Source organism: Mucilaginibacter sp. OK098 (assembly GCF_900142915.1).
In the GTDB taxonomy this organism is placed as follows: domain Bacteria; phylum Bacteroidota; class Bacteroidia; order Sphingobacteriales; family Sphingobacteriaceae; genus Mucilaginibacter.
This window is the reverse complement of record NZ_FRCM01000005.1, coordinates 142,875-169,183: the sequence shown is the minus strand read 5'-3', so window position 1 is coordinate 169,183 and position 26,309 is coordinate 142,875. Positions and strand designations below refer to the sequence as shown.

Annotated in this window: 27 protein-coding genes; 15 read left to right on the top strand and 12 right to left on the bottom strand. The window is 41.0% G+C overall.

The window, feature by feature from the left end:
- The 6 genes from BUE31_RS17460 (at position 1) to BUE31_RS17435 (ending at position 5,708) form a co-directional block, all read left to right on the top strand.
- A complete protein-coding gene (locus tag BUE31_RS17460; RefSeq protein WP_073405126.1) occupies positions 1 to 714 on the top strand; it encodes a MotA/TolQ/ExbB proton channel family protein in 714 nt (237 codons plus the stop codon).
- On the top strand, positions 711 to 1,109 hold the full coding sequence (locus tag BUE31_RS17455; protein WP_073405125.1) for an ExbD/TolR family protein: 399 nt from the start codon (positions 711 to 713) through the stop codon (positions 1,107 to 1,109). Before BUE31_RS17460 ends, BUE31_RS17455 begins: the two co-directional genes overlap by 4 nt.
- An 85-nt stretch (positions 1,110 to 1,194) precedes the next feature.
- Positions 1,195 to 2,001 (top strand): hypothetical protein, encoded by an 807-nt coding sequence (locus tag BUE31_RS17450; RefSeq protein WP_073405124.1) that lies wholly within the window; start codon positions 1,195 to 1,197, stop codon positions 1,999 to 2,001.
- 128 nt (positions 2,002 to 2,129) lie between these two features.
- Positions 2,130 to 3,446, top strand: a complete 1,317-nt coding sequence (locus BUE31_RS17445; protein ID WP_073405123.1) for a bifunctional folylpolyglutamate synthase/dihydrofolate synthase — start codon at positions 2,130 to 2,132, stop codon at positions 3,444 to 3,446.
- Positions 3,447 to 3,639: 193 nt separating this feature from the next.
- Entirely contained in the window at positions 3,640 to 4,629 is a 990-nt protein-coding gene (mgrA, locus tag BUE31_RS17440) for an L-glyceraldehyde 3-phosphate reductase (protein WP_073405122.1), read from the top strand.
- Between the two features lie 101 nt (positions 4,630 to 4,730).
- The gene (locus BUE31_RS17435; RefSeq protein WP_073405121.1) at positions 4,731 to 5,708 is read left to right on the top strand and encodes a Gfo/Idh/MocA family protein; all 978 of its coding nucleotides are present in this window, start codon (positions 4,731 to 4,733) and stop codon (positions 5,706 to 5,708) included.
- 140 nt (positions 5,709 to 5,848) lie between these two features.
- Here the strand turns inward: BUE31_RS17435 and BUE31_RS31330 are convergent, their stop codons facing one another.
- The gene (locus BUE31_RS31330; protein WP_200801945.1) at positions 5,849 to 6,022 is read right to left on the bottom strand and encodes a DUF6496 domain-containing protein; all 174 of its coding nucleotides are present in this window, start codon (positions 6,020 to 6,022) and stop codon (positions 5,849 to 5,851) included.
- A 201-nt stretch (positions 6,023 to 6,223) separates the two neighbouring features.
- Here BUE31_RS31330 and BUE31_RS17430 point away from each other — a divergent pair, with 201 nt between their 5' ends.
- On the top strand, positions 6,224 to 7,333 hold the full coding sequence (locus BUE31_RS17430; RefSeq protein WP_073405120.1) for an AI-2E family transporter: 1,110 nt from the start codon (positions 6,224 to 6,226) through the stop codon (positions 7,331 to 7,333).
- 134 nt (positions 7,334 to 7,467) lie between these two features.
- Here the strand turns inward: BUE31_RS17430 and BUE31_RS17425 are convergent, their stop codons facing one another.
- A complete protein-coding gene (locus BUE31_RS17425) occupies positions 7,468 to 8,061 on the bottom strand; it encodes a tetratricopeptide repeat protein (protein ID WP_073405119.1) in 594 nt (197 codons plus the stop codon).
- Positions 8,062 to 8,236: 175 nt separating this feature from the next.
- Between BUE31_RS17425 and BUE31_RS17420 the strand changes: the two genes are divergently transcribed.
- Together BUE31_RS17420 and BUE31_RS17415 are read left to right on the top strand one after the other, a co-directional pair.
- The gene (locus tag BUE31_RS17420) at positions 8,237 to 8,851 is read left to right on the top strand and encodes a porin family protein (RefSeq protein ID WP_073405118.1); all 615 of its coding nucleotides are present in this window, start codon (positions 8,237 to 8,239) and stop codon (positions 8,849 to 8,851) included.
- A 142-nt stretch (positions 8,852 to 8,993) separates the two neighbouring features.
- A complete protein-coding gene (locus BUE31_RS17415) occupies positions 8,994 to 9,179 on the top strand; it encodes a hypothetical protein (RefSeq protein ID WP_073405117.1) in 186 nt (61 codons plus the stop codon).
- A 42-nt stretch (positions 9,180 to 9,221) separates the two neighbouring features.
- On the opposite strand, the gene BUE31_RS17410 is transcribed toward BUE31_RS17415, so the two are convergent.
- The 5 genes from BUE31_RS17410 to BUE31_RS17390 all read right to left on the bottom strand — a co-directional run bounded on the left by BUE31_RS17410 (position 9,222) and on the right by BUE31_RS17390 (position 12,503).
- Positions 9,222 to 9,758 (bottom strand): GNAT family N-acetyltransferase, encoded by a 537-nt coding sequence (locus BUE31_RS17410; RefSeq protein ID WP_073405116.1) that lies wholly within the window; start codon positions 9,756 to 9,758, stop codon positions 9,222 to 9,224.
- A gap of 44 nt (positions 9,759 to 9,802) precedes the next feature.
- Complete coding sequence (locus BUE31_RS17405) at positions 9,803 to 10,186, bottom strand: VOC family protein (protein WP_073405115.1); 384 nt, start codon at positions 10,184 to 10,186, stop codon at positions 9,803 to 9,805.
- 81 nt (positions 10,187 to 10,267) lie between these two features.
- On the bottom strand, positions 10,268 to 10,663 hold the full coding sequence (locus tag BUE31_RS17400) for a helix-turn-helix domain-containing protein (RefSeq protein ID WP_073405114.1): 396 nt from the start codon (positions 10,661 to 10,663) through the stop codon (positions 10,268 to 10,270).
- A gap of 23 nt (positions 10,664 to 10,686) precedes the next feature.
- Entirely contained in the window at positions 10,687 to 11,751 is a 1,065-nt protein-coding gene (locus BUE31_RS17395) for a DNA polymerase beta superfamily protein (RefSeq protein WP_073405113.1), read from the bottom strand.
- A complete protein-coding gene (locus tag BUE31_RS17390) occupies positions 11,748 to 12,503 on the bottom strand; it encodes a nucleotidyltransferase domain-containing protein (protein ID WP_073405112.1) in 756 nt (251 codons plus the stop codon). The genes BUE31_RS17395 and BUE31_RS17390 overlap by 4 nt, the downstream gene beginning before the upstream one ends.
- 112 nt (positions 12,504 to 12,615) lie before the next feature.
- Here BUE31_RS17390 and guaA point away from each other — a divergent pair, with 112 nt between their 5' ends.
- The 4 genes from guaA (at position 12,616) to BUE31_RS17370 (ending at position 19,029) form a co-directional block, all read left to right on the top strand.
- Positions 12,616 to 14,145, top strand: a complete 1,530-nt coding sequence (guaA, locus tag BUE31_RS17385) for a glutamine-hydrolyzing GMP synthase (protein WP_073405111.1) — start codon at positions 12,616 to 12,618, stop codon at positions 14,143 to 14,145.
- Positions 14,102 to 15,349, top strand: a complete 1,248-nt coding sequence (locus BUE31_RS17380) for an ABC transporter substrate-binding protein (RefSeq protein WP_073405110.1) — start codon at positions 14,102 to 14,104, stop codon at positions 15,347 to 15,349. Before guaA ends, BUE31_RS17380 begins: the two co-directional genes overlap by 44 nt.
- On the top strand, positions 15,346 to 16,509 hold the full coding sequence (locus BUE31_RS17375; protein WP_073405109.1) for an RsmB/NOP family class I SAM-dependent RNA methyltransferase: 1,164 nt from the start codon (positions 15,346 to 15,348) through the stop codon (positions 16,507 to 16,509). The genes BUE31_RS17380 and BUE31_RS17375 overlap by 4 nt, the downstream gene beginning before the upstream one ends.
- A gap of 84 nt (positions 16,510 to 16,593) precedes the next feature.
- Positions 16,594 to 19,029, top strand: a complete 2,436-nt coding sequence (locus BUE31_RS17370) for an AsmA family protein (RefSeq protein ID WP_073405108.1) — start codon at positions 16,594 to 16,596, stop codon at positions 19,027 to 19,029.
- 29 nt (positions 19,030 to 19,058) lie between these two features.
- On the opposite strand, the gene BUE31_RS17365 is transcribed toward BUE31_RS17370, so the two are convergent.
- From BUE31_RS17365 to BUE31_RS17355, 3 genes are all read right to left on the bottom strand, one after another.
- Positions 19,059 to 19,628, bottom strand: coding sequence for a MarC family protein (locus tag BUE31_RS17365; protein ID WP_073405107.1), 570 nt, complete (start codon positions 19,626 to 19,628; stop codon positions 19,059 to 19,061).
- Positions 19,629 to 19,640: 12 nt separating this feature from the next.
- Entirely contained in the window at positions 19,641 to 20,804 is a 1,164-nt protein-coding gene (locus BUE31_RS17360) for an MFS transporter (protein ID WP_073405106.1), read from the bottom strand.
- Between the two features lie 143 nt (positions 20,805 to 20,947).
- Positions 20,948 to 22,471: an amino acid permease gene (locus BUE31_RS17355; RefSeq protein WP_073405105.1), complete on the bottom strand. Its 1,524-nt coding sequence runs from the start codon at positions 22,469 to 22,471 to the stop codon at positions 20,948 to 20,950.
- 254 nt (positions 22,472 to 22,725) lie between these two features.
- On the opposite strand from BUE31_RS17355, the gene BUE31_RS17350 reads away from it, so the two are divergent.
- Entirely contained in the window at positions 22,726 to 22,920 is a 195-nt protein-coding gene (locus BUE31_RS17350) for a hypothetical protein (protein WP_073405104.1), read from the top strand.
- Positions 22,921 to 22,922: 2 nt separating this feature from the next.
- Entirely contained in the window at positions 22,923 to 23,180 is a 258-nt protein-coding gene (locus BUE31_RS31695; protein ID WP_073405103.1) for a type II toxin-antitoxin system RelE family toxin, read from the top strand.
- A 64-nt stretch (positions 23,181 to 23,244) separates the two neighbouring features.
- Here the strand turns inward: BUE31_RS31695 and BUE31_RS17340 are convergent, their stop codons facing one another.
- Together BUE31_RS17340 and BUE31_RS17330 are read right to left on the bottom strand one after the other, a co-directional pair.
- Positions 23,245 to 23,469: a hypothetical protein gene (locus tag BUE31_RS17340; RefSeq protein WP_073405102.1), complete on the bottom strand. Its 225-nt coding sequence runs from the start codon at positions 23,467 to 23,469 to the stop codon at positions 23,245 to 23,247.
- Positions 23,470 to 23,943: 474 nt separating this feature from the next.
- Positions 23,944 to 26,172, bottom strand: a complete 2,229-nt coding sequence (locus BUE31_RS17330) for a sodium-translocating pyrophosphatase (protein ID WP_073405100.1) — start codon at positions 26,170 to 26,172, stop codon at positions 23,944 to 23,946.
- Between the last annotated feature and the right edge of the window lie 137 nt (positions 26,173 to 26,309).

The window sequence follows — 26,309 nt, the reverse complement described above, 5'->3', positions numbered from 1 at the left end:
ATGACATTATTATTTATACAGGCAACAGATACCGCACACAAGCTTATAGATACCGCCAAACATGCAGGCCAGCAATTGGCTGCTCTTCCACAGGAAGATCTGCGCTTTGGCGATCTGTTGATAAAAGGCGGATGGGTGATGATCCCGATCGGGATTTTGGCGGTTTTAGGCCTGGTGATATTTTTTGAAAGATACTTTACTATCCGCAAAGCTTCAACAAACGAATCTAACCTGATGATGCAGGTACGATCAAGCATTGTTTCAGGTAACCTTGAATCGGCGATAGCCATTTGCCGTAACAGCAATACGCCGCTTGGCCGCATGTTGCAAAAAGGTTTATTAAGAATAGGCCGCCCAATTAAGGATATTGAAGGCGCTATTGAAAACGTTGGCAAGCTTGAAGTATCAAAATTGGAAAAGAATATTGGTATTTTAGGAATAGTTGCCGGGATTGCCCCCATGTTTGGCTTTTTGGGAACCATTGCCGGGGTTATCAAAATTTTTTACGACATATCGAAGACGGATAACATCAGTATGGGCGTTATATCAGGTGGACTTTATGTAAAAATGGTAACATCAGCAGCCGGTTTGTTTGTGGGCATTGTAGCTTATGTATGTTATCATATTTTAAATATGATGGTTGATAAGGTAATATTAAGGCTCGAAACCGATGCCATTGAATTTATTGACCTGTTAGAAGAACCGAGCAAATGAATTTAAGAAAAAGACACAGGGGAGTTTCGGCCGAAGTGCATACATCGGCCATGAACGACATCATGTTTTTCCTGCTCCTGTTTTTCCTTATAGCGTCAACGGTTACCAACCCCAATGTGGTAAAACTGTTGCTGCCTAAATCATCATCAGGGCAGTCTGTTTCTAAAAAAACAATCAACGTTTCAATAAGCAAGGATTTGCAATACACCGTGGATAAAAAGGTTGTTGCTGTTAATGACTTGCCGACTGTTTTAGCAGGCTATAAAAAAATGGCAACAGAACTAACCATAGTTTTGTATGTTGATAAAACAGTTGCCATACAGGATGTGGTAGCCGTAATGGATGTATCGCAAAAACTAAATATTAAAATGGTTTTGGCAACGGAACCGAAGTAGTTAGTGAGTGGTGAATGGAGAGTAGTGAGTGGATAAGTTATATGAATTGTCGCCCACTCACCAATGACTAATGATTTAATGACCAATGACTACAATAGAAGAAGAAAATAATTACCCAAAAGCGTTTTTAGCTACAGGCATTATATTGGCTGTTGTGATTGCTTTGTGTTACTTTATTGTTTTCGTAAACCCACCCGCTCCCCCTGATGGGACTGGTGGAATATTGGTAAATTACGGCACTGTTGATGAGGGGATGGGTACCAACCAGTCAAGCACCGAAGAGCCTTCAGTTGCCGAAAAAGCAAATAAAACAAAGCCAACCAAGGTAAATAACGCCCCACCTACGGAACAAAAGACACAGGAGGACAACAGCGATAAAAAAGTGGTAACCCAGGATGCAGAGGACGCACCTAATGTTGCCGCAAACTCAAAAAAGCAGAGCAAAACCGTGGCCACACAACCCGCTAAACCGGTAGCCAAACCGCAACTTAATCAAAACGCTTTATATAAAGGCGCTACAAATAAAGGTGCCGGCGAAGGTGATGGCACTACCACTACTCCGGGTAACCAGGGAAGTAAAAATGGCTCAACATTAAGTGATGATTATGGCCCCGGGGGATCAGGAAATGGTTTAAAAATGCCAAACTGGAGCTTTGTGAGTGCACCCGATCCGCAAAATATTCATCGTGTTCCGGGCATTGTGGTTATTGATTTTGTTGTGGATCAAAGCGGCAATGTAATTTCGGCCCAGGCTAACAGGGCTAAGACCAGGGCCGATCTGAGTTTGATTGAAAGCTGCATAAACTCCATAAAAAACACCAAGTTCACTTCATCAACCCCCGCCTCGGGCACTCAAAAAGGACAATATACTTTTAGGTTTAAGGTTGACTAGTTCATAGTTGATGGTTCATAGTTCATAGTAGCTACGCTGTTGACGTTTTTCGTTTATTGCCATCAACCATCAACTACAATATATACCTTTGCCTGCCGGTTGATGCTATGAACTATCAACCATGAACCATGAACTACTCTCAGACTATCCAATACCTCTACAGCCAACTGCCGCTTTTTACCCGCGATGGCGCATCAGCCTATAAAGCAGATCTTACCAATACCATTGCATTAATGGATAAAGTGGATAATCCACAGCATAAATTTAAAAGTGTGCATGTGGGTGGTACAAATGGCAAAGGCTCAACCTCGCACATGCTGGCAGCCATACTGCAAACAGCAGGTTATAAAACCGGGTTGTATACTTCGCCTCATTTAAAAGATTTCAGGGAGCGCATCCGCATAAACGGGCAAATGATAAGCGAACGGGTGGTTATTGATTTTGTTGAAACTCATAGAAGCGATTTTGATGAGATCCAACCTTCTTTTTTTGAGATGACCGTTGCCCTTGCGTTTGATATTTTCGCCAAAGAAAAAGTTGATATTGCCATTATTGAGGTTGGTCTTGGCGGAAGGTTAGACTCAACCAATATTATTACTCCGCTCCTCTCGGTTATCACCAACATAGGTTGGGATCATATGAATATTTTAGGCGATACCCTACAGCTTATTGCTGCCGAAAAAGCAGGGATCATAAAGCCTGGTGTTCCGGTAATAGTTGGTGAACACCAGGAAGAAGTTGCAGCTATTTTTATAGATAAAGCTAATACCTCCGAAGCAAAAATAATTTTTGCTTCGGAGGTATGGAGATCAGTGGTTAGAGATCAGCGGTTAGACAAGGACATAAATGAATTTTTGGAGGTAGAAGTCGAAAGAAATTCCCTAACCTCTAATCTCCAACCTCTAATCTCTAATCTCCGACTCGACCTAACCGGCTCCTATCAGCTTAAAAATATAAAAACAGTACTTTGCGCTGTGGAAGAGCTGCGTTTGCAGGGGTTTATTATTACTGATGCACATTTAACATCGGCGCTAAGCCAGGTAAAAACTTTAACCGGCTTACATGGCCGCTGGGAGGTTTTAAGCAGACACCCTTTAACCATTTGCGATACAGGCCACAATCCCGAAGGCATGCAGGAAGTTTTGCAGAATATTGCAGCTGTTGCCTACAACAAGCTTCACTTTGTTTTAGGCGTGGTAAATGATAAAGACATCAGTAAAATTTTAACCATTTTGCCAACCAATGCCCGCTACTACTTTTGCAAGCCCGATATCCCAAGGGGACTCGACGCGCAAAGCTTATGGCTTAAAGCAGAAGGCTTTGGTTTACATGGCGCCGCCCACTCATCGGTAAAGGCGGCGTTAGAAGCAGCGCAACAGGCTGCCGGGGAAAGTGATTTGGTTTTTGTAGGGGGTAGTACTTTTGTGGTGGCAGAGGTGGTGTGAATCAGCGTTTCAGGATGCGCCTTAATATCTATTGTAAAATATAACTTACATAAATGAGATTCTGTTAATTTTAAAATCCTGTAAACGACTCAGTCATCTTGAGCACCTTTAGAAACAAACAATAAGCGAAAAATTCTGATTCAAACAAAAAATTCTATTTTTACCTTCGCTAAAATCAACTCAACCAACTTTTATGACATACGTACCCGCAGAAAACCGATACGAAAAAATGCAATACCGCCGCTGTGGAAAAAGCGGCATCAAGCTCCCGGCGGTTTCGCTGGGCCTGTGGCACAATTTCGGCCATGTGGATGTTACAGAGAACTATCGCAAAATTTTACATCTTGCTTTTGACAGTGGTATTACTCATTTTGACCTTGCCAATAATTACGGTCCGCCTCCGGGATCGGCTGAGGAAAACTTCGGGCGTATTTTAAAAGAAGACTTTCGCGGCTATCGTGATGAGATGATCATCAGCAGCAAAGCCGGCTACACCATGTGGGATGGCCCTTACGGCGACTGGGGCTCAAAAAAATACCTGGTATCGAGCCTTGACCAAAGCTTACAGCGAATGGGGCTTGAATATGTGGATATATTTTATCACCATCGCCCTGATCCGGAGACACCATTGGAAGAAACCATGGGAGCGCTGGATCTGATAGTGCACCAGGGAAAGGCATTATATGCCGGTATCTCAAATTATTCCGCCGAAGAAGCTGATAAAGCGATTGCCATTTTAAAAAGACTGGGTACACCTTGTTTAATCCATCAGCCAAAATATTCCATGTTTGAACGTTGGGCCGAAGGTGGTTTATTAGACGTGCTGGAAAAAGACGGTGTTGGCTGTATCCCTTTTTCACCATTAGCACAGGGTTTATTAACCAACAAATACCTGCACGGCATTCCCGCAGATTCAAGAGCGGCAAAATCAACCGGTTTTTTGCAGGAAAGCCAGGTAACTGAAGAACGCATCAACCAGATAAAAAGGTTAAACGATATCGCATTGCAACGCGGACAAACATTGGCTCAAATGGCATTAGCCTGGCTATTAAAAGATGCAAGGGTAACTTCCGTTTTAATTGGCGCAAGCCGCCCCGAGCAATTGGCCGACTCATTAAAATGTTTGGATAACATTGAGTTTTCGAAAGAAGAACTGACAAGGATTGAAGAAATATTAAAATAGATACAAGAATCAAGACGACAAGAATCAAGACCGGGTAAGAAATTAAAAACTTTTATCTTGATTCATGACTCTTGTTGTCCTGACTCTTTTAATAGATATACATGTCAAACATAAACTGGGGAATAATAGGTTGCGGTAATGTGACCGAAAAAAAGAGCGGCCCGGCTTTTAATAAAGTGGCAAATAGCAGCCTGGTTGCGGTAATGCGCCGCGATGCAGAAAAAGCGGCAGACTATGCCCAACGTCATGGCGTTGGTACATGGTATAGCGACGCAGATGAGTTGATGGATAACAAAGGCATCAACGCCGTTTACATTGCTACTCCTCCGGCTTCACACATGGATTATGCCATTACCGCACTTAACAAAGGGTTTAATGTTTATGTGGAAAAGCCGGTTACACGCAATGCTGCCGAGGCCCGGCAGATTGCCGAAGCGGTTAAACAGCATCCAAACCAAAAATTAACCGTTGCCCATTATCGCCGCGGCATCCCAATGTTTTTAAAGGTGAAACAACTGCTGGAAAACGGGCTGATTGGTGATGTGCGTACAGTACAAATAAGGATGTGGCAAAGCCGGAGGCCTGAAACAGCTACTGATACAGCAAATAACTGGCGTGTTCATCCTGAACTGTCAGGCGGTGGTTACTTTCATGACCTGGCCCCGCACCAGCTTGATCTGATGCTGCTTTATTTTGGAGAGCCCGAAAAGTATGGTGGTTTTTCGTTGAACCAGTCGGGCGTTACACCTGCTGACGATAATGTTAGCGGCCAGATACTATTCAAAAACAAAGTAGTTGTAAATGGCTCATGGTGCTTTAACGTTGCTGAGAACCAAAAAATAGATTCCTGCGAAATCGTCGGTACAAAAGGAAAAATAACTTTCCCGTTCTTTGGCAATTTCATCAGCTGGAAAACGGATGAAGACGAGCAAACGCTAACCTTTACCCATCCCGAGCATATGCAACAACCCATGATAGAAAAGATTGTAGCCTACTTTAACGATGAAGGGCCAAATCCCTGCTCAATTGAAGAAGCTATAACACTGATGGATATTATGGATTCATTTACGGGGAAATAGCACTTTTTGTCATTGCGAGGTACGAAGCAATCGCGAACTTTACAGAACAGTGGAATGGTGTGCTGACCTGCAAAGCGTAATTGCATAGTTCGCGATTGCCGCGCTACGCTCGCAATGACAATTATTTTGAATAGAACTTATTATTTCTTCTTCGGCACCTTCGCCCCTTCTTTTCGGGCTTCTGATAAACCTATTGCAATGGCTTGCTTTTTACTGGTAACCTTTTCTCCGCTGCCGCTTTTAAGCTTGCCTTCCTTCATTTCGTGCATAGTTTTCTCAACTTTCTCTCCTGCTTTTTCCGAATACTTTGCCATAACATTATTTATTTAGGTAAATGATTTATTTATAAAGCAAAACGTTTGCCAAAATACATTTCCTTAATGGCATAAACAGAGACACAAAGTATTGTGTCTCTACCAATTTTTCAATAAAAAAATTTATCGTTCATTTATTCTTATATTCAAACTAATAAATTAAAATTGTGTTCATATCACAAAATAATAATCCCCTGCCGTATGCCTGCAAAAATATCCGCACATCCATTTTATGAAAGACTATCGCTGGTTCTTATAGGCCTGCTGTCGCTGGGTTATATAATAATCCAGGGTAAAGAGGTGCTTGACCCCTTGATATTTGGATTTTTGTTTGCCATCCTGCTTTTGCCTATAGCCAATTTCTTTGAAAAAAAGTTACGGCTACCCCGGTCATTAGCATCACTGATATCAATCATTTTGCTTATCGCAGCTATAAGTTTCGTGTTGTACCTGGTGGGTTCGCAGATCTCAAACCTGGCAAGCGATTGGCCACAGCTTCAAAGCCAGGTTAGGCAATCGTTAAATGATCTGTCAGACTGGATCCAGGGAGCTTTCCACATAAATGCAACAAAGCAAATGAGCTATGTGAACAGCACTACTAAAAAAATAATAGCATCAGGCACTGATGTGTTGGGTACTACCTTCGGGGCGCTATCGTCCTTAATGCTTTTTTATGTGTTTATCCTCATCTTTACCTTTTTTATATTGCTTTACAGGCGCATCCTGATAAATTTTATAATTTGGGTATTCACTAATGAATATGAAGCAATAGTGCGTGATATTGTCCAAAATATCCAAAGCATATTAAGGCAATACATTCTTGGGCTATTATTGGAGATGTTTGTAGTGGCATGTTTGGCCTGCACCGCATTCTGGATGATTGGCGCTAAGTATTCAGTATTGCTGGGTATTATAGTCGCCTTGTTTAACCTGATCCCTTACCTGGGCATTTTTACCGCACTATTATTAAGTACTTTAATAACCTTTGCTACTGGGAGTGTAAACTCTGCCGCTTATGTAGCCGGCAGCGTATTGGCTATCCATGCAATTGACTCTAATTTTTTACTCCCTACTATTGTAGGCTCAAAAGTTAAACTGAACGCACTGATCACTTTTTTGGGGATAATTCTTGGAGAAATGATCTGGGGGCTTTCGGGTATGTTTTTGTCGATCCCGATCATGGCGATCCTCAAAATAATTTTCGACCGTGTTGAAAGCCTTAAACCCTGGGGTTACCTGTTAGGCGGCGGTCAGGAAGAAAAGAAATCTACCATGAAAAAAATGAAGCCTGCTGAGGCAGATAAAACTTGAGGAGGGGAAGAAGTCCGAAAGAAAGCTCAGTATGGTTTTTTGCTCTTTTCTTCGATCTTTTTCGACTTTCGGACTATTTTCTATTCTTCTTCCGGACTTTCCGACTTCCGGACTTTCGGACTTTTCCGACTCCCTTACTTATCCTCCAAAATATCAATACAATGCTTGCTTAGTTCTTTTAACCGGCTATCAAGGGTATTCAGCCCTACGGTATCTTTCATGTTTATATAGAGCGATTTTATTTCATCAAGTGTTTCATCACTTGGATCGCAGGCCTGGGCTTTTTCCAAATGTGGCAATGCTTTTCTTGCCGCCAAGTTATAATCTTCGGTTAGCTTCTTTGTAACAGCCGGATCATTGGATGCGTATAATTTATTCCTGATCTCCTTTGCCTGCCCAAGAAATATGTAGCCCAGTCCCCTATGCACCACATAATAATCCGGAACCGCCGCTGCCACCTTGTCGTAATAAATAAGCGCTTTTTGGGGTTGCTCATTATCATCATAAATTTTGGCGATAGCAAAATAGAAGTTTATCCTCGCCTTTTCGGGCAATTTATCAGCAACCGGCAACAGGTTTTCGCCGAGCCCCATTAGCCTGTCATTCTCACCCTGGAAACGGGCTAGATTAAAATCTAAATATTGATTGTAAACAGAATCGGCGGATTGCGCCTGTGCTGCAAAACCTATTAAAACAATAAATACCAATAAAAATGTTTTTTTTAGCATAGCCGATGTTCAGATCCAAATATAATACCTAAACGTAACATATACCTGGCTATTCTATTTGTGCAAAATATTTTTTGAAAATACCCCTTGGCGGGGGGATTTATGCCATAGTTTGTTTGCAGCCTTCATATATCAAAGAAGTGGTTACATTTGCACAACTTAAAAAATCACAATTATGCAAAAAATCTTTACTACACTTTTGGTTGTATTGGGTATTTATACAAACGCATCTGCGCAAACAGCCGGCACTACCGAATTTGGTGTTAATGTAGGCTATAACGCTGCAACTGTTACTACCAGCCAATACACTAATACCTCTTATAGAAGCGGGTTCAACGTTGGTGTTTCTGCCGATTATTATTTTTCTGACAGGTGGAGCATCAAAATTAAAGTTGCTTACGATCAAAAAGGCTGGAACGATGGCTATATTGACAATGGCGGCAACAATGGTGCAGTAACTACTGATTATAAATTGAACTATATCACCATCCCGGTAATGGCAAACTGGCATTTTGGGAGAACCCGGAACTGGTATTTAAACTTTGGCCCTTATGTTGGCATATTACTTAATGCTACGGAAACCGCAACAAATACTAATTTAAAAGATGTATTTAACACTGCAGATGTCGGCCTTGATTTAGGAATAGGCATCAAGTTCCCGATTTCTGAAAAAGCCAAATTCTTTATTGAACTTAATGGCCAGGGCGGTGCAACAGATATGGTAAAAAACAACAATGGTTCCGCGTTGAGAAACAGTGTATCCAACATAAATATTGGGTTTAACTTTTAAGCTGGAATAAGAATTGCTTTTTATTATTTCCTATTAGATATAATCAGGGCGCTAAGGAAAGGCCCTGATTTTTTTTAACATAAATTTACGAGTAGCAATCACCCTATATTTTCATTAAATTTGTTTGAATAAAAAATGAATTATGGTACTGGTATTAAAAAAAGGCGCCACTAAAAAAGATATTGAGGCTATAGAGAAGATTCTTTATAAAGAAAAATCTATAGGCGGCTTTAATGCAAAAAAGTATAATGGAATCATGAATTTAAAAGAAGATCCGCTTATTATTCAAAAAGAACTAAGGAATGAGTGGGAAAGAGATTTTCGTTGATACCAAAATTATTTTATATGATGTTATAGAACTAGTCGACCATCAAAAAGATCCTTTCCTCATCTTCACAATCCCCAAAACTTCGCCATCCGGCAAAGGTGCATCTATTCTTTCAATAGCCGTATAACCCATAATCGTATATAACGGAACACCAGGCAAGGTAGCTCCCAATTCAAAGCTACTAAAGCCCGCACTTACTGCTGCTGACTCGCAAACGTTAATGATCTGCTTACCAATCCCCTGCCTTGCATAATCCGGGTGTACAAAAAAGGCCCTGATCCTTGCAGCGTCATGTCCAGGATCTAACAAAGGATCTTCAATTTCTTTATGCTGATCACCACCGTAAAGCGTATTGCGTTTGCTCCATCCGCCGCAACCGACTATAATACTATCGGTCTCGGCTATGTAATAAGTGCCGTCAATTATCAGCTGCGTATCCACACCAAAAATATATTTAATGGCGCTTTCAATTTGATTTGGAGTATAATATTCCGTGCTCAGTCCACGAACTGAAAGGGCTATCAATTCATTGAGTTGCGGGATGTCTTCAAACGTGGCAAGACGGGTGGTTACTGGCATTTTTTTAGATTTGAAAACTTTTTAAAAGTTTTCAAATCTAAAATTTACACCTGAAAGATCTGCAAATTATTTCCGCACGTATCATCAAATACAGCAAGCGTTACAGGGCCCATTTGGGTCGGCTTCATGCTGAAAGTAACTCCTAAGCTGGTAAGCCTTTCATATTCCTTATTAATATCATCCACATTAAAAGCAGTAGCGGGGATGCCCGCATTAAACAATTCCCGCTGGTATATTTTTGCCGGGGCAAATCCAAGAGGCTCAAGCACCAATTCAACACCATCCTGTTCCTCTTTCGATACCACGGTTAACCATTTGTGCTCTCCCATCGGGATCTCGGTCTTTTTAACAAAGCCTAATATTTCTGTATAAAATTTCAACGCCTTCTCCTGGTCGTTCACCATTACACTGGTAAGTTTTATCTTCATTTTTTATATCTTTTGGTTTTTACCCGATTTACTGTTGTTCATTATTCTGTTACAAATTTCAATAATTACAATGAACCGTTCTTATTCAAAATTGCTTTTTATTGCTGATTTTAGCTGACAAGCTAAAGGCGTTGTACCGGTAATAGTTTTAAACAATTTGGTAAAGGATGGCACACTTTCAAAACCGATCTCGTAACAAACATCGGAAATTGACATACCGGATTGCAATAACTTTTTAGCCCCGGCTACCCTTACCCTTATTAAATACTGGTGCGGCGTTACCCCATAATACCTTTTAAACAGCCTGATGAAATGAAATTTTGAAAAAAATGCCTTATCGGCTATATCATCAAGATTGATGTTGTTTGCATAATTATTATCAATAAATTTTTTGGATCGAATGATTTGCGTAAGCAGGTAATCTTTAGGGTAAAGATTTTGTTGAAGGTATTGGACTTGTTGGTGGTAAAAAGTCATTGGGGATATTCCTATTTATAAGATTAATAAAATCCCTCTCTTATTTGTATCAAAATATTTTCTGCTTTTTTAAAGTCAGGTTGTTCTGGCAACGTTGATTTTTCATATAAGGCTTTTATTTTCTCCATCTTTTCCTCAACCATTTGCATTAATGTATCAAACTCATACATTCCGCTTCTGATTTCTAATAAAAAATCACGGTCTTCCCTACGAACATTTACTTGTTTATACAAAGCAATTTCTTCTGCCATATTAAGTAACCTAAAGGTATGCATCATGTTTTTTGCATCATAGCTTTTTCCATGTGACAGGGTGCTTTCATAACGCACCTGATTTCGTTTCTCCTCCCATTCTTTATATTCTTTATACTCCCTGCAATAAATAGAATAGCCATCCTTATTAAAGTTCATGGTTGCCAGGGGTTCTGTGTCCTTAGGTATTGAGCTTAATTGAACATCATCTGCATCCGGGCCGGAGATGATTCCTTTAAGATTTTTATCATATCTAATTTGTTTTTGGTGATATAAGAGATAAACATTCCTGAAGTGATCAACACTTACCAAACCACATTCCTGTTGATATAAGTTATTCTCAGTTAGCCACAAGCATAAAGGGATGCTTCCATTCTTATAAATAACGTAACAAAAGTCAAGAACCGACTTTTTTAACTTTTCAATTGGTTTATTTATCTTTTTGTTTAACCCTTTTGCTTTTTTTATTTGTGTTTGGGCATAGCCGGCAAAAGTTTCAAAGCATAATTTCGATAAATAATCAGCCGGTTTTATCAAATCCATTAAAGGATGTCGAAACAATATGCAATCGGCTGGAGTGTTTAGTAATTCAAGGATGTTGGGGTTGTTTTTTATTAAAAGATCAAGAAAACGACTGATCTCGAAATATACCTCATCATTAGTTTCATTAGCAACCTGCTGCTGAAAATCAAAACCATACAATTCTTTTTGAGGCAAAATAAAGACGCCTTTTTTATCAATATCTGAACCGGGCAAATTTAAGTTATAAGCCCGGCTACCGCTTATACAATCTAAAAGAACAAATGCTTTTTGCTTTAACAATTGCCTATGAGTCATGATAAAATAAATTTCCTGAAAATTTCATTTAATTCATCAGCAGGTTGATGATTTGCCGGCATCTCACCCAATAATTCTTTGCAATTTGATAAAGCCTCATTAAGCCATTTATCCAAAGTGGGACTATGTTTTACCAGCGTTTTCTCGTTGCTTACGCTTTTTACTTTTAACAACTCATTTATTGAAGACTGAAAATCTTTATCATCAACCAATAAACGAAGTTTTCCAAATTCCATAGGTGGTACCGTTTGTTTCTCAGTGATCCATTTACAGGATAACGCCGATCTTAATGCGTAGAAGTAACGTTTTATTTTAACGTCATCATCTTTTAAATCATTATTTACTGTATTGAAGGCCATTGACAAGTAGTGATTTCCAGCGGCTCTTAATGAAAGGTATTTCGGCATCAAGCCTCTTAATTCATCGCCAAAACCAACATCATCTTTATAAATAATAGGTGATTGTAACCACTCATACAAAGGCCCGTTTGACTTAAGAAATAGTTTTAAAGCTTTTTTAATATCCCAACCGCCAATATCCAATACTTCGTTTACGGGCAGGTCAACCACATCTTTTATCTCATGGATATTTAAATAATCACGCGTGGTTCTGGCATAAATAAACCGCACATCAAAATCACTATCGGGGGAGGGAAAACCCCATGCCCTGCTCCCAGATTCACAAGCGTATAGAATTTTTATTTTATTATCTTTTTCCAGTTCAGTAAGTTTCTCTTTTATTGTATCCAGCATATTAGCGCAATTTACTACTTTCAACATTACAAATTCCGAAATCAAAATCCCCAAATCCGAAATTTCTCAAATCTCCTATCTCAAATCTCACGTCTAAATCCTATCTTTGCCCATGCAAGAAAAAATCCTCATTCTTGACTTTGGCTCGCAGTTCACCCAACTCATTGCGCGCCGTGTCAGGGAGCTCAATATTTACTGCGAGATCCACCCATTCAATCATTTTCCCGAAGTTGACAGTAGTGTAAAAGGTATAATCCTTTCAGGTAGCCCTTATTCTGTTAGACAGGAAAATCCACCGACTTTTGATTTTGAAAAATTCCATGGCACACTGCCTATTTTAGGCGTTTGCTACGGGGCGCAATATATGGCGCATTTTCATGGTGGCGAAGTACTACCCTCAAGCACCCGCGAATACGGCCGTGCCAATCTGCAATATATTAATGCAGGCAACCTGTTGTTCAGGATGATCCAGCCGGATTCACAGGTTTGGATGTCGCATGCGGATACGATTGCTACTATTGGCAAGAACTTTGAAATAATTGCCAGCACAGATACCGTAAAGGTAGCAGCATACCAGGTTACCGGCACCCAAACTTACGGCATCCAATTTCACCCGGAAGTTACCCACAGTACTGACGGCAAGCAATTGCTGCATAACTTTTTGGTAGATATTTGCGGTTGCAAACAAGACTGGACACCTGATTCGTTTGTAGAAACTACCATAGCTGCCCTTAAAGAAAAATTGGGCGATGATAAAGTTGTGCTTGGTCTTTCAGGCGGGGTCGATTCATCGGTTGCAGCGGTATTGCTGCACCATGCCATCGGCAAAAACCTGCATTGTATATTTGTTGATAACGGCCTGCTGCGCAAAGATGAGTACCAATCGGTACTTGATTCGTACCAGCACATGGGTTTAAATATAAAAGGGATTGATGCCAAGCAGCGTTTTTATGACGCACTGACTGGCTTAACCGATCCGGAGAAAAAACGTAAAGCCATCGGCCGTGTTTTCATCGAGGTTTTTGATGATGCCGCGCACGAGGTACAAGATGTTAAATGGCTTGGCCAGGGAACCATCTATCCCGATGTTATTGAGTCGGTTTCGGTTAAAGGCCCTTCAGCTACCATCAAATCTCACCATAACGTTGGCGGACTACCTGATTTTATGAAACTGAAGGTGGTTGAACCGCTTAATACCTTATTTAAAGATGAAGTAAGGCGTGTTGGCAAGGCTTTAGGCATTGATCCGAATATTTTAGGCCGCCACCCTTTTCCGGGTCCTGGTCTGGCCATCAGGATCTTAGGTGAGGTTACACCCGAAAAAGTTGCTATTTTACAGGAAGCCGATGCGATTTATATCAACAATTTGAAGGCCGGCGGTGTTTATGATAAAGTTTGGCAAGCCGGCTCCATATTTTTACCGGTGCAATCGGTAGGTGTTATGGGCGATGAGCGTACTTACGAGAACGTGATCTGTCTGCGTGCTGTGGAATCATTAGACGGAATGACTGCCGATTGGTGTCACCTGCCGTATGACCTGCTGGCAAAGATCAGTAACGAGATCATTAACAATGTAAAGGGTATTAACCGGGTAGTATATGATATCAGTTCAAAACCACCGGCCACAATTGAGTGGGAATAAGTGGTTAACGTTTTTAATTATCGGCCTTATAGCTGCGGCGTGTTCACCAAAAGTGCGCCCCGTAGCTGTACAGCCTAAAAAAAACGAAGCCAAACCCGCGGATAAAACCCAGCCGCAAAATGCAGTTAAACCGGCAACATCAAAAGTATCAAACATTGCTTTGTTACTGCCTTTTGGTCTTGATCATTTACGGCCCGGCTCGCCATATACTTCGGTTACTTTAAAAGAGGCTGATATAGCGCTTGATTATTACCGCGGCTTTAAACTGGCCCTTGATTCGCTTACCGGGCTGGGGTACAACTATAAGCTGCAGGTTTTTGACTCAAAAGGTGAAAAGGCGCAGGCACACAGCCTTGGCTTAAATCCGGCGGTACGCAGCAGCGATTTGATTATAGGCCCGGTATTCCCGGATGATATAAAAGCTTTTACAGGTGCTTATCCTAATACCAGCCAGCCCATAGTTTCGCCATTATCACCGGCATCCCCCGCTACCATTAAAAACCAGGGGTTAGTTACCATGATCCCCCCGCTTGAATACCATGCATGGGGAGCTGCCAAATATATTAATGATAAAATAAAAGCAAAAAAGGTATTTATTCTTAAATCGGGCTATAGCGAGGAAAATGATTACATCACCCCGTTTAAAAAGGCTATTGACAGCTTAAGCAAAAAGCGCACACAAGTTGTTTATTTAACGGTTATTCATGGTCAGCTAAGCTCACTTATACCCCAACTATCGTCAACAAGCGAAAATGTTTTTATAATACCGGCAACTAATCAGCATTTTTTGAACGTAACCCTGCGGGCATTGGATACCTTGAGCAAGAGTTACCGGGTTACTGTTTTTGGACACCCCAACTGGATAAATTTATCCTTTTTAAAGGCCGACCTGCTGCAGCGCATCAATACGCATATTACATCGTCAGACCATATAGATTATAAAGCGGCAAACACGGTTACCTTTATAACTGATTACAGGAGAGAGTTCCATACCGAACCCACTGCTTATGCTATAAAAGGCTTTGATGAAGGTTTATATTTAGGGCAGATGCTTGCCACCGGTGATCTCAAAAATTTATCTGGTACGGACTATGAAGGATTGCACAATAATTTTCATTTTCAGAAAAAAGCAGGCCTTGGCTGGATAAATACGCACATAAATATTTATAAATACAGTAATTTTGAGTTGAAAAAGGTAGAATGAAGGCAATAAACCAGCTTAAAACGTTTCAGCGTATTTTGGATGAGTATCCGGCAGAAACGCCACTAAGTAAATTTTTACCCGGCTTTTACCGTCAAAACAAACAAATGGGCTCGACCGACAGGCGCATTGCCAGCCGGTTGATGTATAACTATTTCCGTTTAGGCAGGGCACTCCCAAATATCCCTGCTGACGAACGCCTGTTTGTAGCCGAGTTTTTATGCAATACACAGCTTAATTCCTTTCTCCAGCATTTTAAACCTGAATGGGCGGCCTGCATAGGTTTTACTGTGGATGAGAAGCTTGGCATGGTAAAAACCACCCATCCTGATTTTAAGCTTGATGATGTATTCCCATGGACAGGCCAGCTTTCCGCAGGGATTGATAAAGAGGCTTTCTTACGATCATTTTTTATCCAGCCTGATCTGTTTATCCGTGTACACAAGGGATATGAACAACAGGTAAAAATAGCCCTCACAGCAGCCGGGATCATTTTTAAGGATGAAGGCAACAGTTGCATCTCCTTGCCCAATGGAACCCGCCTTGAGGCTGTATTCCCTAACCAGCATTGGTTTGAGGTGCAGGACCTGTCCTCACAGCAAACAGCACAGTTTTTTAAGCCTGATAAATGGGATGCCTGGTGGGATGCGTGTGCAGCATCGGGCGGTAAATCATTATTACTTCATGAGCTTGAGCCAAACTTAAAGCTGGTGGTATCAGACATCCGCGAATCTATATTAGCAAATTTGGATGAACGTTTTCAGCAGGCCGGCCTTACCAAATACCAAAAAAAACTGCTCGATCTGACCCAAAACAACGACCTGATACTGCATGATTATGCTTTCGATGGCATTATCCTTGATGCTCCCTGCAGCGGTTCAGGCACCTGGGGAAGAACGCCTGAGATGATCAGCCAGTTTGATACCTACCGGATAGAGTTTTTTCAGAAATTACAGCAAAGCATTGTACGCAATGTGGTTAAATATCTAAAGCCCGGCAAACCGCTTATTTATATCACCTGCTCCGCATTTAAGGCAGAGAATGAGGATGTGGTGAGTTTTATTGTAAAGGAGTTGGGGCTGAAACTGGAAGATAGCAAAGTATTGAAGGGATATGAAGGAAAAGCGGATACAATGTTTGTGGCGAGATTGATAGCATCTTAGTCCGGCATCCGGATTTATTTAAGTTTATTAATATCACCCGAAAACAATTCTTTCAACTTATGCCTTTTATCTTAAATTCACAAAATGCAAGGCTGGTTAAAAATCTCCTTAAAAATATTGGGTGCACTGATCCTGTTCTTTGTTGCAGTATTGGCAGGCCTGTCCTTTTATATCTCTTCCCACAAAGAAAAGGTTATAGCCCTTGTAACCGATGAACTAAATAAAAACCTGGATGGCAAATTAGTAGTAGGTGGTGTTGAGACTTCTTTTTTTGAGAACTTCCCTGCCCTTTCTGTCAGGCTTGAAAATGTTACCCTGCGCGATAAGCAGTGGCTCAGGCACCATCACACTTTACTGAGTGCCAAAAATTTTGATGTATCGGTAAATACCGCTATCCTGCTCAAAGGTAATATCAGCATAAATCACATTACCATTAGTAATGCCGCTATTGATTTGTACACAGATAGCTCAGGATATAGCAATACTTCGGTTTTCAAAAAGAGAGATTCAAAAGATACCAGCAAAAGCAGCAAGAGATCGAATCCACAAATTGACAAGTTCAGCCTGGAACAAGTGAGCTTTACAGTTAATAACCGGAAAGCTAAAAAACTGTTCGAATTTGCAGTTGAAAAGCTGGACGGAAAAATGAATTACCCGGATACCGGCTGGAATGCCAGCATTGATTTGAAAGTGACGGCCAAAAGCATGGCTTTTAGTACCGTACACGGCAGCTTTATAAAAGACAAACTGGTTGAAGGAAAATTAACCGGCGGGTACAACAACAAATCAGGAGATATTAACGTTTCCTCCAGCGATTTCAGCATTGGGGGTGACGCCTTTAGCATAATTGCACGTTTTATGACGGACAAAAAGCCGGCTGATTTTACCTTTAATATTACTGCCGATCAACTTTTATGGCGGCATGCTTCTTCCCTGCTTGCACCTAACATAACTAAAAAACTGGACCTGTTTAACCTGGATAAGCCCATTGCTGTAACAGCAATTATTTCGGGCAGCTTTGGTGGAGGCGACCCATTTCTGTATATCACTGCCAATGCAAAAGATAACAGGCTTTCCCTTCCCGGCAGTATTATTAATGATTGTAATTTTAAAGGTGTTTTCACTAACAATCATTTTAAAGGTAAAGGGTTCACTGATGCAAATTCGGTGATCCGGCTGTTCAATTTTACCGGCAGCTATAACCATTTACCTTTTGCTATTGATACCGGCAGCATCAGCAACCTGGATAAACCTTTAGCCACCGGAAACTTCAGATCCAACTTTCCTGCTGCCGATCTTAATTACCTGTTGGGCAACAGCGTGGCAAAATTCAGCAAAGGATCTGCTGATATGGCTTTACATTATATAGCAGACATTGTTGATTACCGGATAAATAAGCCAATTGTAACGGGTACGATCAACCTGAAAAATGCCGACATCAACTATGTACCCCGGAACCTTACTTTTAAAAACACTTCTGTTTCCCTTCATATCACCAGGAAAAACCTGCTGCTTGATCATATCCGCCTGCAAAGCGGCCGCAGTGTGGTGCTTATGAAAGGCAGGGTCAATAATTTTCTCAACCTTTATTACGATGCCCCGGAAAAAATTGTGCTCGACTGGCAGATCACCAGTCCTCAACTGTATCTTAATGAATTTATTGGATTCCTGAACACCCGCCAACGGACTGAAGCCACAACCAAAAGCAGGAAGAACAGCGGCAACATAGCAGATCAGCTGGGTACCGTTTTAGATAAGGCCCAGGCATCCATTCATGTTCGGGCGGCTAATGTTCATTTCAAATCTTTCCTGGCTACTGATGCAATTGCCGATGTGCATCTTTCAGAAGAGGGAGTACAACTGAGCAATGTAAGCGTTAAACATGCCGGAGGTATACTTAAAATGAGAGGCAACATTTACCAGGATAATAAGGAAAACCGTTTTAACCTGAACACTACTGTAAGCAATGTGAATGTTCGTGAATTCTTTTTGGCTTTTGATAATTTTGGGCTCAGCGCCATTACCTATCAAAACCTCAAGGGTTACCTTTCTGCCGGAACACAGGTAAACGGAAGGATCAGTAATGCCGGTCAGCTGGTTCCGGGATCTGTTTATGGAACGGCGAATATAAATTTACGTAACGCTGCCCTGCTCAATTATAAGCCGCTAATTAATGTCGGCAAGTTTGCCTTTCCTTTCCGCAACCTTAAAGAAATAACCATCCCAAGCCTGGATGCCAAATTTGATATTCATGGTGAAAAGATCATCATCAACCCGATGCAGCTCAACTCCAGCGTGTTGAATGCCGACATAGCCGGTACTTATGGGCTAAAAACAGGAACGGATATTACCATGGACGTACCATTGCGCAATCCGAAGAATGACGCCGGCATTACCGATAGCGTAAAGCTTGCCAAAAGACGGAACAAAGGAGTTGTCCTTCACATCCGCGCAAAAGATGATGAAACCGGGAAGCTTAAGATAAGCTGGAATAAGGATCACAAATTGATATCATTATAACCCATCGTGTGGGTAAACATATCTCCAAACTACAAATGTGTATTACTCCTAAACAATTTTATCGCGATAGCTAATAATATTACTCCAAATGCTTTTCGCAGAATATTTACACCTGTTTCACCGAGCAGTTTCTCCAGCCATTTTACATTCTTTAACACCAGGTAAACAAACAGTGTGTTGAGTACTATACCAACCAAAATATTTTGTGTTTGATATTGTGATTTTAGTGATAACAAGGTTGTCATAGTTCCGGCGCCGGCTATTAACGGGAAAGCCAGCGGTACTATTGATGCCGTTGTTGACATCTCTTCTTTAAATAATTTGATCCCTAATATCATTTCCATTGCTATAATAAAGATCACGAGAGAACCGGCAATAGCGAAAGAGGAAACGTCAAGGCCGATTATAGTTAGCAGCTCATCGCCCCCAAATAAAAACCCAACCATTAACACAAGTACTGCAATACTGGCTTTTTCTGATTCAATATGTCCAACACGCTGGCGTAATTCAATAATTACAGGGATTGCACCAAGGATATCAATGATCGCGAACAGGATCATGGTTACGGATATAACCTCTCTGAGAACTAGTGGATGCATGGCTTTAGGGTTTTATTCTTTTCTCTTTAAACGGAAACTTAGCAAAAATGCAACTAAAATGTAGAATGAAGATAAGAAGAAAACACTATGAATGGAAATAACTGTAACCAACCCTGCGGTTAACGGGCCAAGGGTTTGCCCTATGGATGCATATGACTGATTTATGCCTAATATTTTTCCTTGCTCGGATTTATCCACATTGTCGGCAATTATGGCGTTCAGCATAGGATTTCGCAGGCCATTAAACAGGCCATAAATACACATGCAAATAGCATAAGGCATAAATTCCGAAGTAAAACCCGATAGCAGCATTGCTCCAAAACACAAAATACTTGAAAATAGTAAGATAACCGATTTAGAAGGAAACAGCTTTGTAAACAGCGGCACGCACAATTGCATAATGATGCCGCAAATTCCAAACCCGGCTAAAAAGAGCCCGATCTGTGTTGGGGTGATCTTTAAAATATCAACGCTAAAAGTTTGGAACCCTATGATCATGGTGAACTGTGCCATAGTCAGTAGAAAGCCGATAAAAACAGCCGTGCCAACCGTTTGCCGTTTTAAAGTTGTTACCAGGGTTATAAATTTGAACTTACCGTTATGATTTGCCCTTGTTTTTTTATTGGTATGATTGGTTTCTTTCAATAAAAAAATGGCGCAGAGCGTACCTATTAATGAGATGCCCGCGGCAAAAAAGAAAGGCGCTTGCGGGCTAAGGTTAGTAAATACACCGCCCACAAATGGCCCTATCACAAATCCAAATGCTAATGACGATCCCAGGATCCCAAACCTTTTTGCCCTGTTTTGCGGTGTTGCTGTATCAGCCACCATTGCCTGTGCTACCGATACATTGCCGCCAGTTAATCCGTCCAAAATTCGCGCAGCAAAAAGAATAAGCAGGCTGCGGGCCTCGGCAAACATTAAAAAAGAAACGCAGGTACCGGCCAGGCTGATCACCAGTAATGGCTTGCGTCCCCATTTATCAGAAAGTGAGCCCAATACCGGGGTAGCAAAAAACTGGGCGATAGAAAATGAGGCTGTTAGTATACCCAGAGTTGTACCGGTGAGTCCAAAGGTTTTGCCATAAGTATATAGCACCGGTACAATAATGCCAAAACCAAGGGAATTAATAATGCATACAAATACTAAGATCCAGAGGTTTTTATCGGTTTTCATTAATTGGGGTACCGGGATTGCTTTAAAATTTCAAGGTAACAAAAAAGGTTCCGATAAATCAGAACCTTTTCAATATTATGGTCAAATTATTCAACCGATAGGCCTTTAAGCATAACACTTAAAGGTCTTCCGGTTAACTCAAATTATTTTTTTTCAAAATCTGAAGCTGTAGGCAATACATCGGAAACATTTCCAAGTTTGCTGTTTCCCCTGCTATAGGTAAAATAGATAATTAAACCTATTATCATCCATGCCAAAGCGCTTAATTGTGTTTCGAGCGGCAAGCTGATTATCATAGCCGAACAAATAAGGATCCCCAGGATAGGAACAAGAGGAACAAGTGGTGTTTTGAATGGCCTTACCAATTCAGGGTTGGTTCTCCTAAGCAGCATTACCCCGATACATACCAGCACAAAAGCAAACAATGTACCGATAGAAGTAAGATCACCAGCAACGCTTGAAGGTAAAAACGCAGCAAATAAGCCTACAAAAACAAACAATATCATATTGCTCTTATAAGGCGTGCGGAATTTTGGGTGAAGATCAGAAAACACCTTTGGCAGTAAGCCGTCTGTCGACATGGTATAAAATACCCTTGATTGCCCTAACAACATTACCAGGATCACCGATGAAAAACCCATCAGGATAGCAACGGTTACCAGGGTTGACAGCCATTCATAATGATGCATGTATTGGCTGATTGCATAAGCTACTGAAGCCTCTTTACCAGCGTGCATAAAATCCTGGTATGGCGCTACACCGGTTAGTACCCACGAAAACAGGATATACAAAATAGTACAAACAACCAATGATCCTAAAATACCTATTGGCATATCCCTTTTTGGATTTTTTGCTTCCTGGGCAGCTGTAGAAACAGCGTCAAACCCGATAAAGGCAAAGAATACTATACCTGCGCCGGTGAGTACACCGCCCCAGCCATGATTAAAAAATGGCAGATAAGAATATTTTGTACCGTCAGGTAATGTTGCATCCGGTGCATTTGCAGGGATAAGATATGGTGTATGGTGTGCAGGGTTAATAAACTGCCAGCCTATAGCAATAAATACCAGCACGATAGTAACCTTTATAACTACGATAACTGTATTAACTGTAGCAGATTCCTGTGTACCTTTTATCAATAATAATGATAATAAAAGCAGTATTAATAATGCGGGCAAATTGATAACGCCTGTATGGCTAACACCGTTTATAATGGCGGACTCCATGGGCGAGTGGCACCATTCAAACGGTATTCGATGCCCGAGGAGATTATTGGCATATTCGCTCCAGCTTATTGACACCGTTGCTGCGCCCAGGGCGTATTCCAGTACTAACGCCCATCCAATTATCCAGGCAACAATTTCGCCCATTGTAGCATACGCATAAGTATATGCGCTACCTGCTATTGGGATGATGGATGCAAATTCGGCATAGCATAAGCCTGCAAAAGCACAACCAACCGCTGCAATAATAAAAGAAAGTGTTACGGCAGGCCCGGCATGAGCGCCTGCGGCGGCAGCCGTTCTAACAAAAAGGCCTGCGCCAATAATAGCTCCAATACCCAGCGCAATCAAATTGCCTGCGCCAAGCGTCCGTTTCAGCGTTGAGGCTCCTTCTTCCGGCGTGGCCATTAATTGTGCCAGAGATTTTTTTACGAATAACTTCATTTTTTAAATAATAAGATCAGTTTTAACTACTTGTAATCAGTTTCCCCAAACGTACTTAAATTTATTGAAAACATAAAATGCCGAATGTAACAACGGAAGAGGAGAAAATTCCGGAATAAAAGTTTGAAAAAGAACCATTTAAAATTTAAATGGCAAGCAAAGGGGTTATAGTGATGCCCACAATTAAGACATGATATAACCTATTTTCGCTTTAATATAAAAAATCTTAAATTTACATTAGTAAAAAAATCAAAATGAATGTAATTCACCCTCAATATATCACTGATACTGACGGCAATAAAGTGTCAGTTGTGATTCCGCTTGCTGAATATGAGCAGATATTGGAAGAGCTGGACGAGCTGGACGACATACGATTGTATGATGAGGCAAAGGCCAGCAAGGAGCCACCCATCTCTTTTGATGAATTTGTAAAACAACGGCTTCCCTAGTAATGCCCCTTTACAGAATCACAATTTCCAGCCTGGCACAAAAGCAACTAAATAAGTTACAGGATAATATTGTTAAACGCTTAATAGAAGCAATATACAAACTTGCCGAAAATCCCCGGCCCGCCGGATACAAGAGATTAAAAGGCAGAGATGGTTGCAGGATAAGGGTCGGCGATTATAGAATTATCTACGAAATATTTGATGGTGAGCTTTTAATTGAAGTTGTAGCGCTTGGACATAGAAAGGATATATACAATTAGCGCTTATATTGTTTGAACCATGATCTATAAGATTTCAGGATTGACTTGATAAAAATTCATTAGGTTAGCGATATACATTTTTTAAATCGCGTTTTATATCATTCCAATCTCTGGCAGTAGTTTGGCTGTTGATAAAATCGTTATCACGACGAATAACTTCCTGCTTTTGAGATTCTGTTAGACTGAATTTATTATCATCATCACTTTGATAATCAAAATTCATTCTATCCGTAAATTCCATTAAAATCTTTTCCTGCTCTTCAGTTTGCAAATTTACGGTAACTATCATATATCAAATTTACAAACTATAGTTATTCGTTCCACCAGTAACGAATAACCAAATTACTTTATATTATACCTGGCAATATCGCTCGAAAAAGCGACGATCATCCCAATCATTATTAGCAAAAAAAACAAGTGTCCTATCAAATAAAGTATCCGATATCTGTGAAAAGGCTCCTTCATTACAAAACTTTTTATCAAAAAAAATAATCCGCAAGGAATTAACACACATATGGCTAAAACCGGCAACACGACAAGTAAAGCTGACACAATTGCATTTACCTGCATTAACTTACTTAATTGGGTAAAAGCTATTAGCCATATAAATAAGTAGAATGTTACTTTGTAGCAAAATTTAGAAATATTAAAATTTCTTTGGGGTGAATCTTGAAATGCCAGCATATCAGCAAGGTTTAGAGTGAATATCTAAATAAATATCATTCGTAACAAAAAAGGGACACCTTTCAGCGTCCCTTTTTCTTTATGCTTTCTTATCCACCTTAATAACATGTGTTATTATCGCCTTTTGCGGCTGGTCTTTTTGAAGGCGTTGGCCATTATTCAGGTGTGGCGCAATTACCAATGACACGATAGACATCAATTTGATCAAAATGTTCATTGACGGGCCTGAAGTATCTTTAAACGGATCCCCTACGGTATCGCCTGTTACAGATGCCTTGTGTGGTTCTGATTTTTTGTAATGCATCTCGCCGTTGATCATACAACCTTTTTCGAATGATTTTTTGGCATTATCCCAGGCGCCACCAGCGTTGCTCTGGAAAATTCCCATCAGTACGCCTGATACGGTAACACCTGCAAGCAATCCGCCCAAAACTTCCGGACCAAACGCAAAGCCGATGATGATCGGAGTGATCAAAGCAATCAAACCTGGTGCAACCATTTCGCGGATGGAGGCTTTTGTTGAGATAGCCACACATTTTTCATACTCAGGCTTTGCCTTGTATTCCATAATGCCGGGGATCTCGCGGAACTGGCGCCTTACTTCCTCTACCATCGCCATTGCTGCACGGCCTACTGCCGAAATACACAATGCCGAGAAGATGAAAGGGATCATCCCGCCTACAAATAAACCGGCTAAAACGTCGGCCTTGTAAATATCAATATGCTCAATACCTGCAACACCAACAAAGGCTGCAAATAAAGCCAGCGAGGTTAATGCTGCTGATGCAATGGCAAAACCCTTACCTGTTGCCGCTGTAGTGTTACCCACGGCATCAAGGTTGTCAGTACGGTGACGTACTTCTTCAGGTAGGCGGCTCATTTCAGCAATCCCGCCAGCGTTATCGGCAATAGGGCCGAAGGCATCAATAGCCAGCTGCATAGCAGTTGTTGCCATCATACCTGCTGCGGCAATAGCCACGCCATATAAACCTGCAAAATGGTAAGAACCATAAATTCCTGACGCTAAAACTAAAATTGGCAATACGGTTGATTCCATACCAACAGCCAAGCCGCCAATAATATTGGTTGCATGCCCTGTTGACGACTGGCGGATAATGCTTAATACCGGGCGTTTACCCATTGCAGTATAATATTCTGTAATTATCGACATTAATGTGCCTACTACCAGGCCCACAACAATCGACATAAAAACACCGTTTTTGGTAAATATCAATGCCCCGGCTTTAATCCCCCCGGCTGCATCTTCATCACGTACCATGTGGAAGCTGTCATTTGGTAACATCCACTGCACCACAAAATAAGTTGCAATTGCCGTTAATACTATCGACATCCAGTTACCCAGGTTCAACGCCTTTTGTACACTATCGGTTTCATTTTTTATTTTAACAAAGGCAGCGCCTACAATTGAGAATATTAAACCTAAACCGGCAATTACCATTGGTAACAATATAGGGGCAATACCTCCAAAGGCATCATGCGATACAATTTCGCGGCCCAATACCATTGTGGCAAGCATAGTTGCAACATACGATCCGAACAAATCTGCACCCATACCTGCAACGTCACCTACGTTATCGCCTACGTTATCGGCAATAGTTGCAGGGTTACGCACATCATCTTCAGGAATGCCTGCTTCAACTTTACCTACAAGGTCGGCGCCAACGTCGGCAGCTTTGGTATAGATCCCGCCGCCTACACGTGCAAAAAGAGCGATAGACTCAGCACCTAATGAAAATCCGGCTAAAACGTCAAGCGCTTTTGCCATTGCTTCGCCGTTAACACTACTGCCTGTAACATGCACTACATAATATTGATAAAATACAATGAATAGCGATCCCAAGCCTATAATTGCCAGTCCGGCAACGCCTAAACCCATTACCGTACCACCTGTAAATGATACTTTTAAGGCTTTGGCAAGGCTTGTACGCGCAGCTTGCGTAGTACGCACGTTTGCTTTGGTAGCAATGCGCATCCCCAAAAAGCCGGCAAATGCCGAAAGAAATGCACCACATACAAATGATATGGCAATAACCGGGCTTGAAGTTGCTACGGTTGTGCCAGACCATGCTAATAATAAACCTGCCACTACCACAAAGTAGCTTAACACTTTCCATTCAGCACGTAAAAACGCCATTGCGCCATCAGCAATATAACCTGCTAAGGTTACCATATCGCCGTCTCCGGCGTCTTGTTTGGTAACCCATGAGGCCTTTATTGCCATAGCGATAATCCCAACGAGCCCTAAGACAGGAATTAAATAAATTAAGTAATTGTTCAATAGATCCATATTTAAATTTTGTTATAAGTATTCTGGTTTTATAATTCAGGGTCAAATATAATTGGTTGCGCAAAATAGCAAATTAATTTCTTTACAATAGCGTGAGAATTATAAAGTTTTTTGAATAGTTTAGAACTTTAAACTAA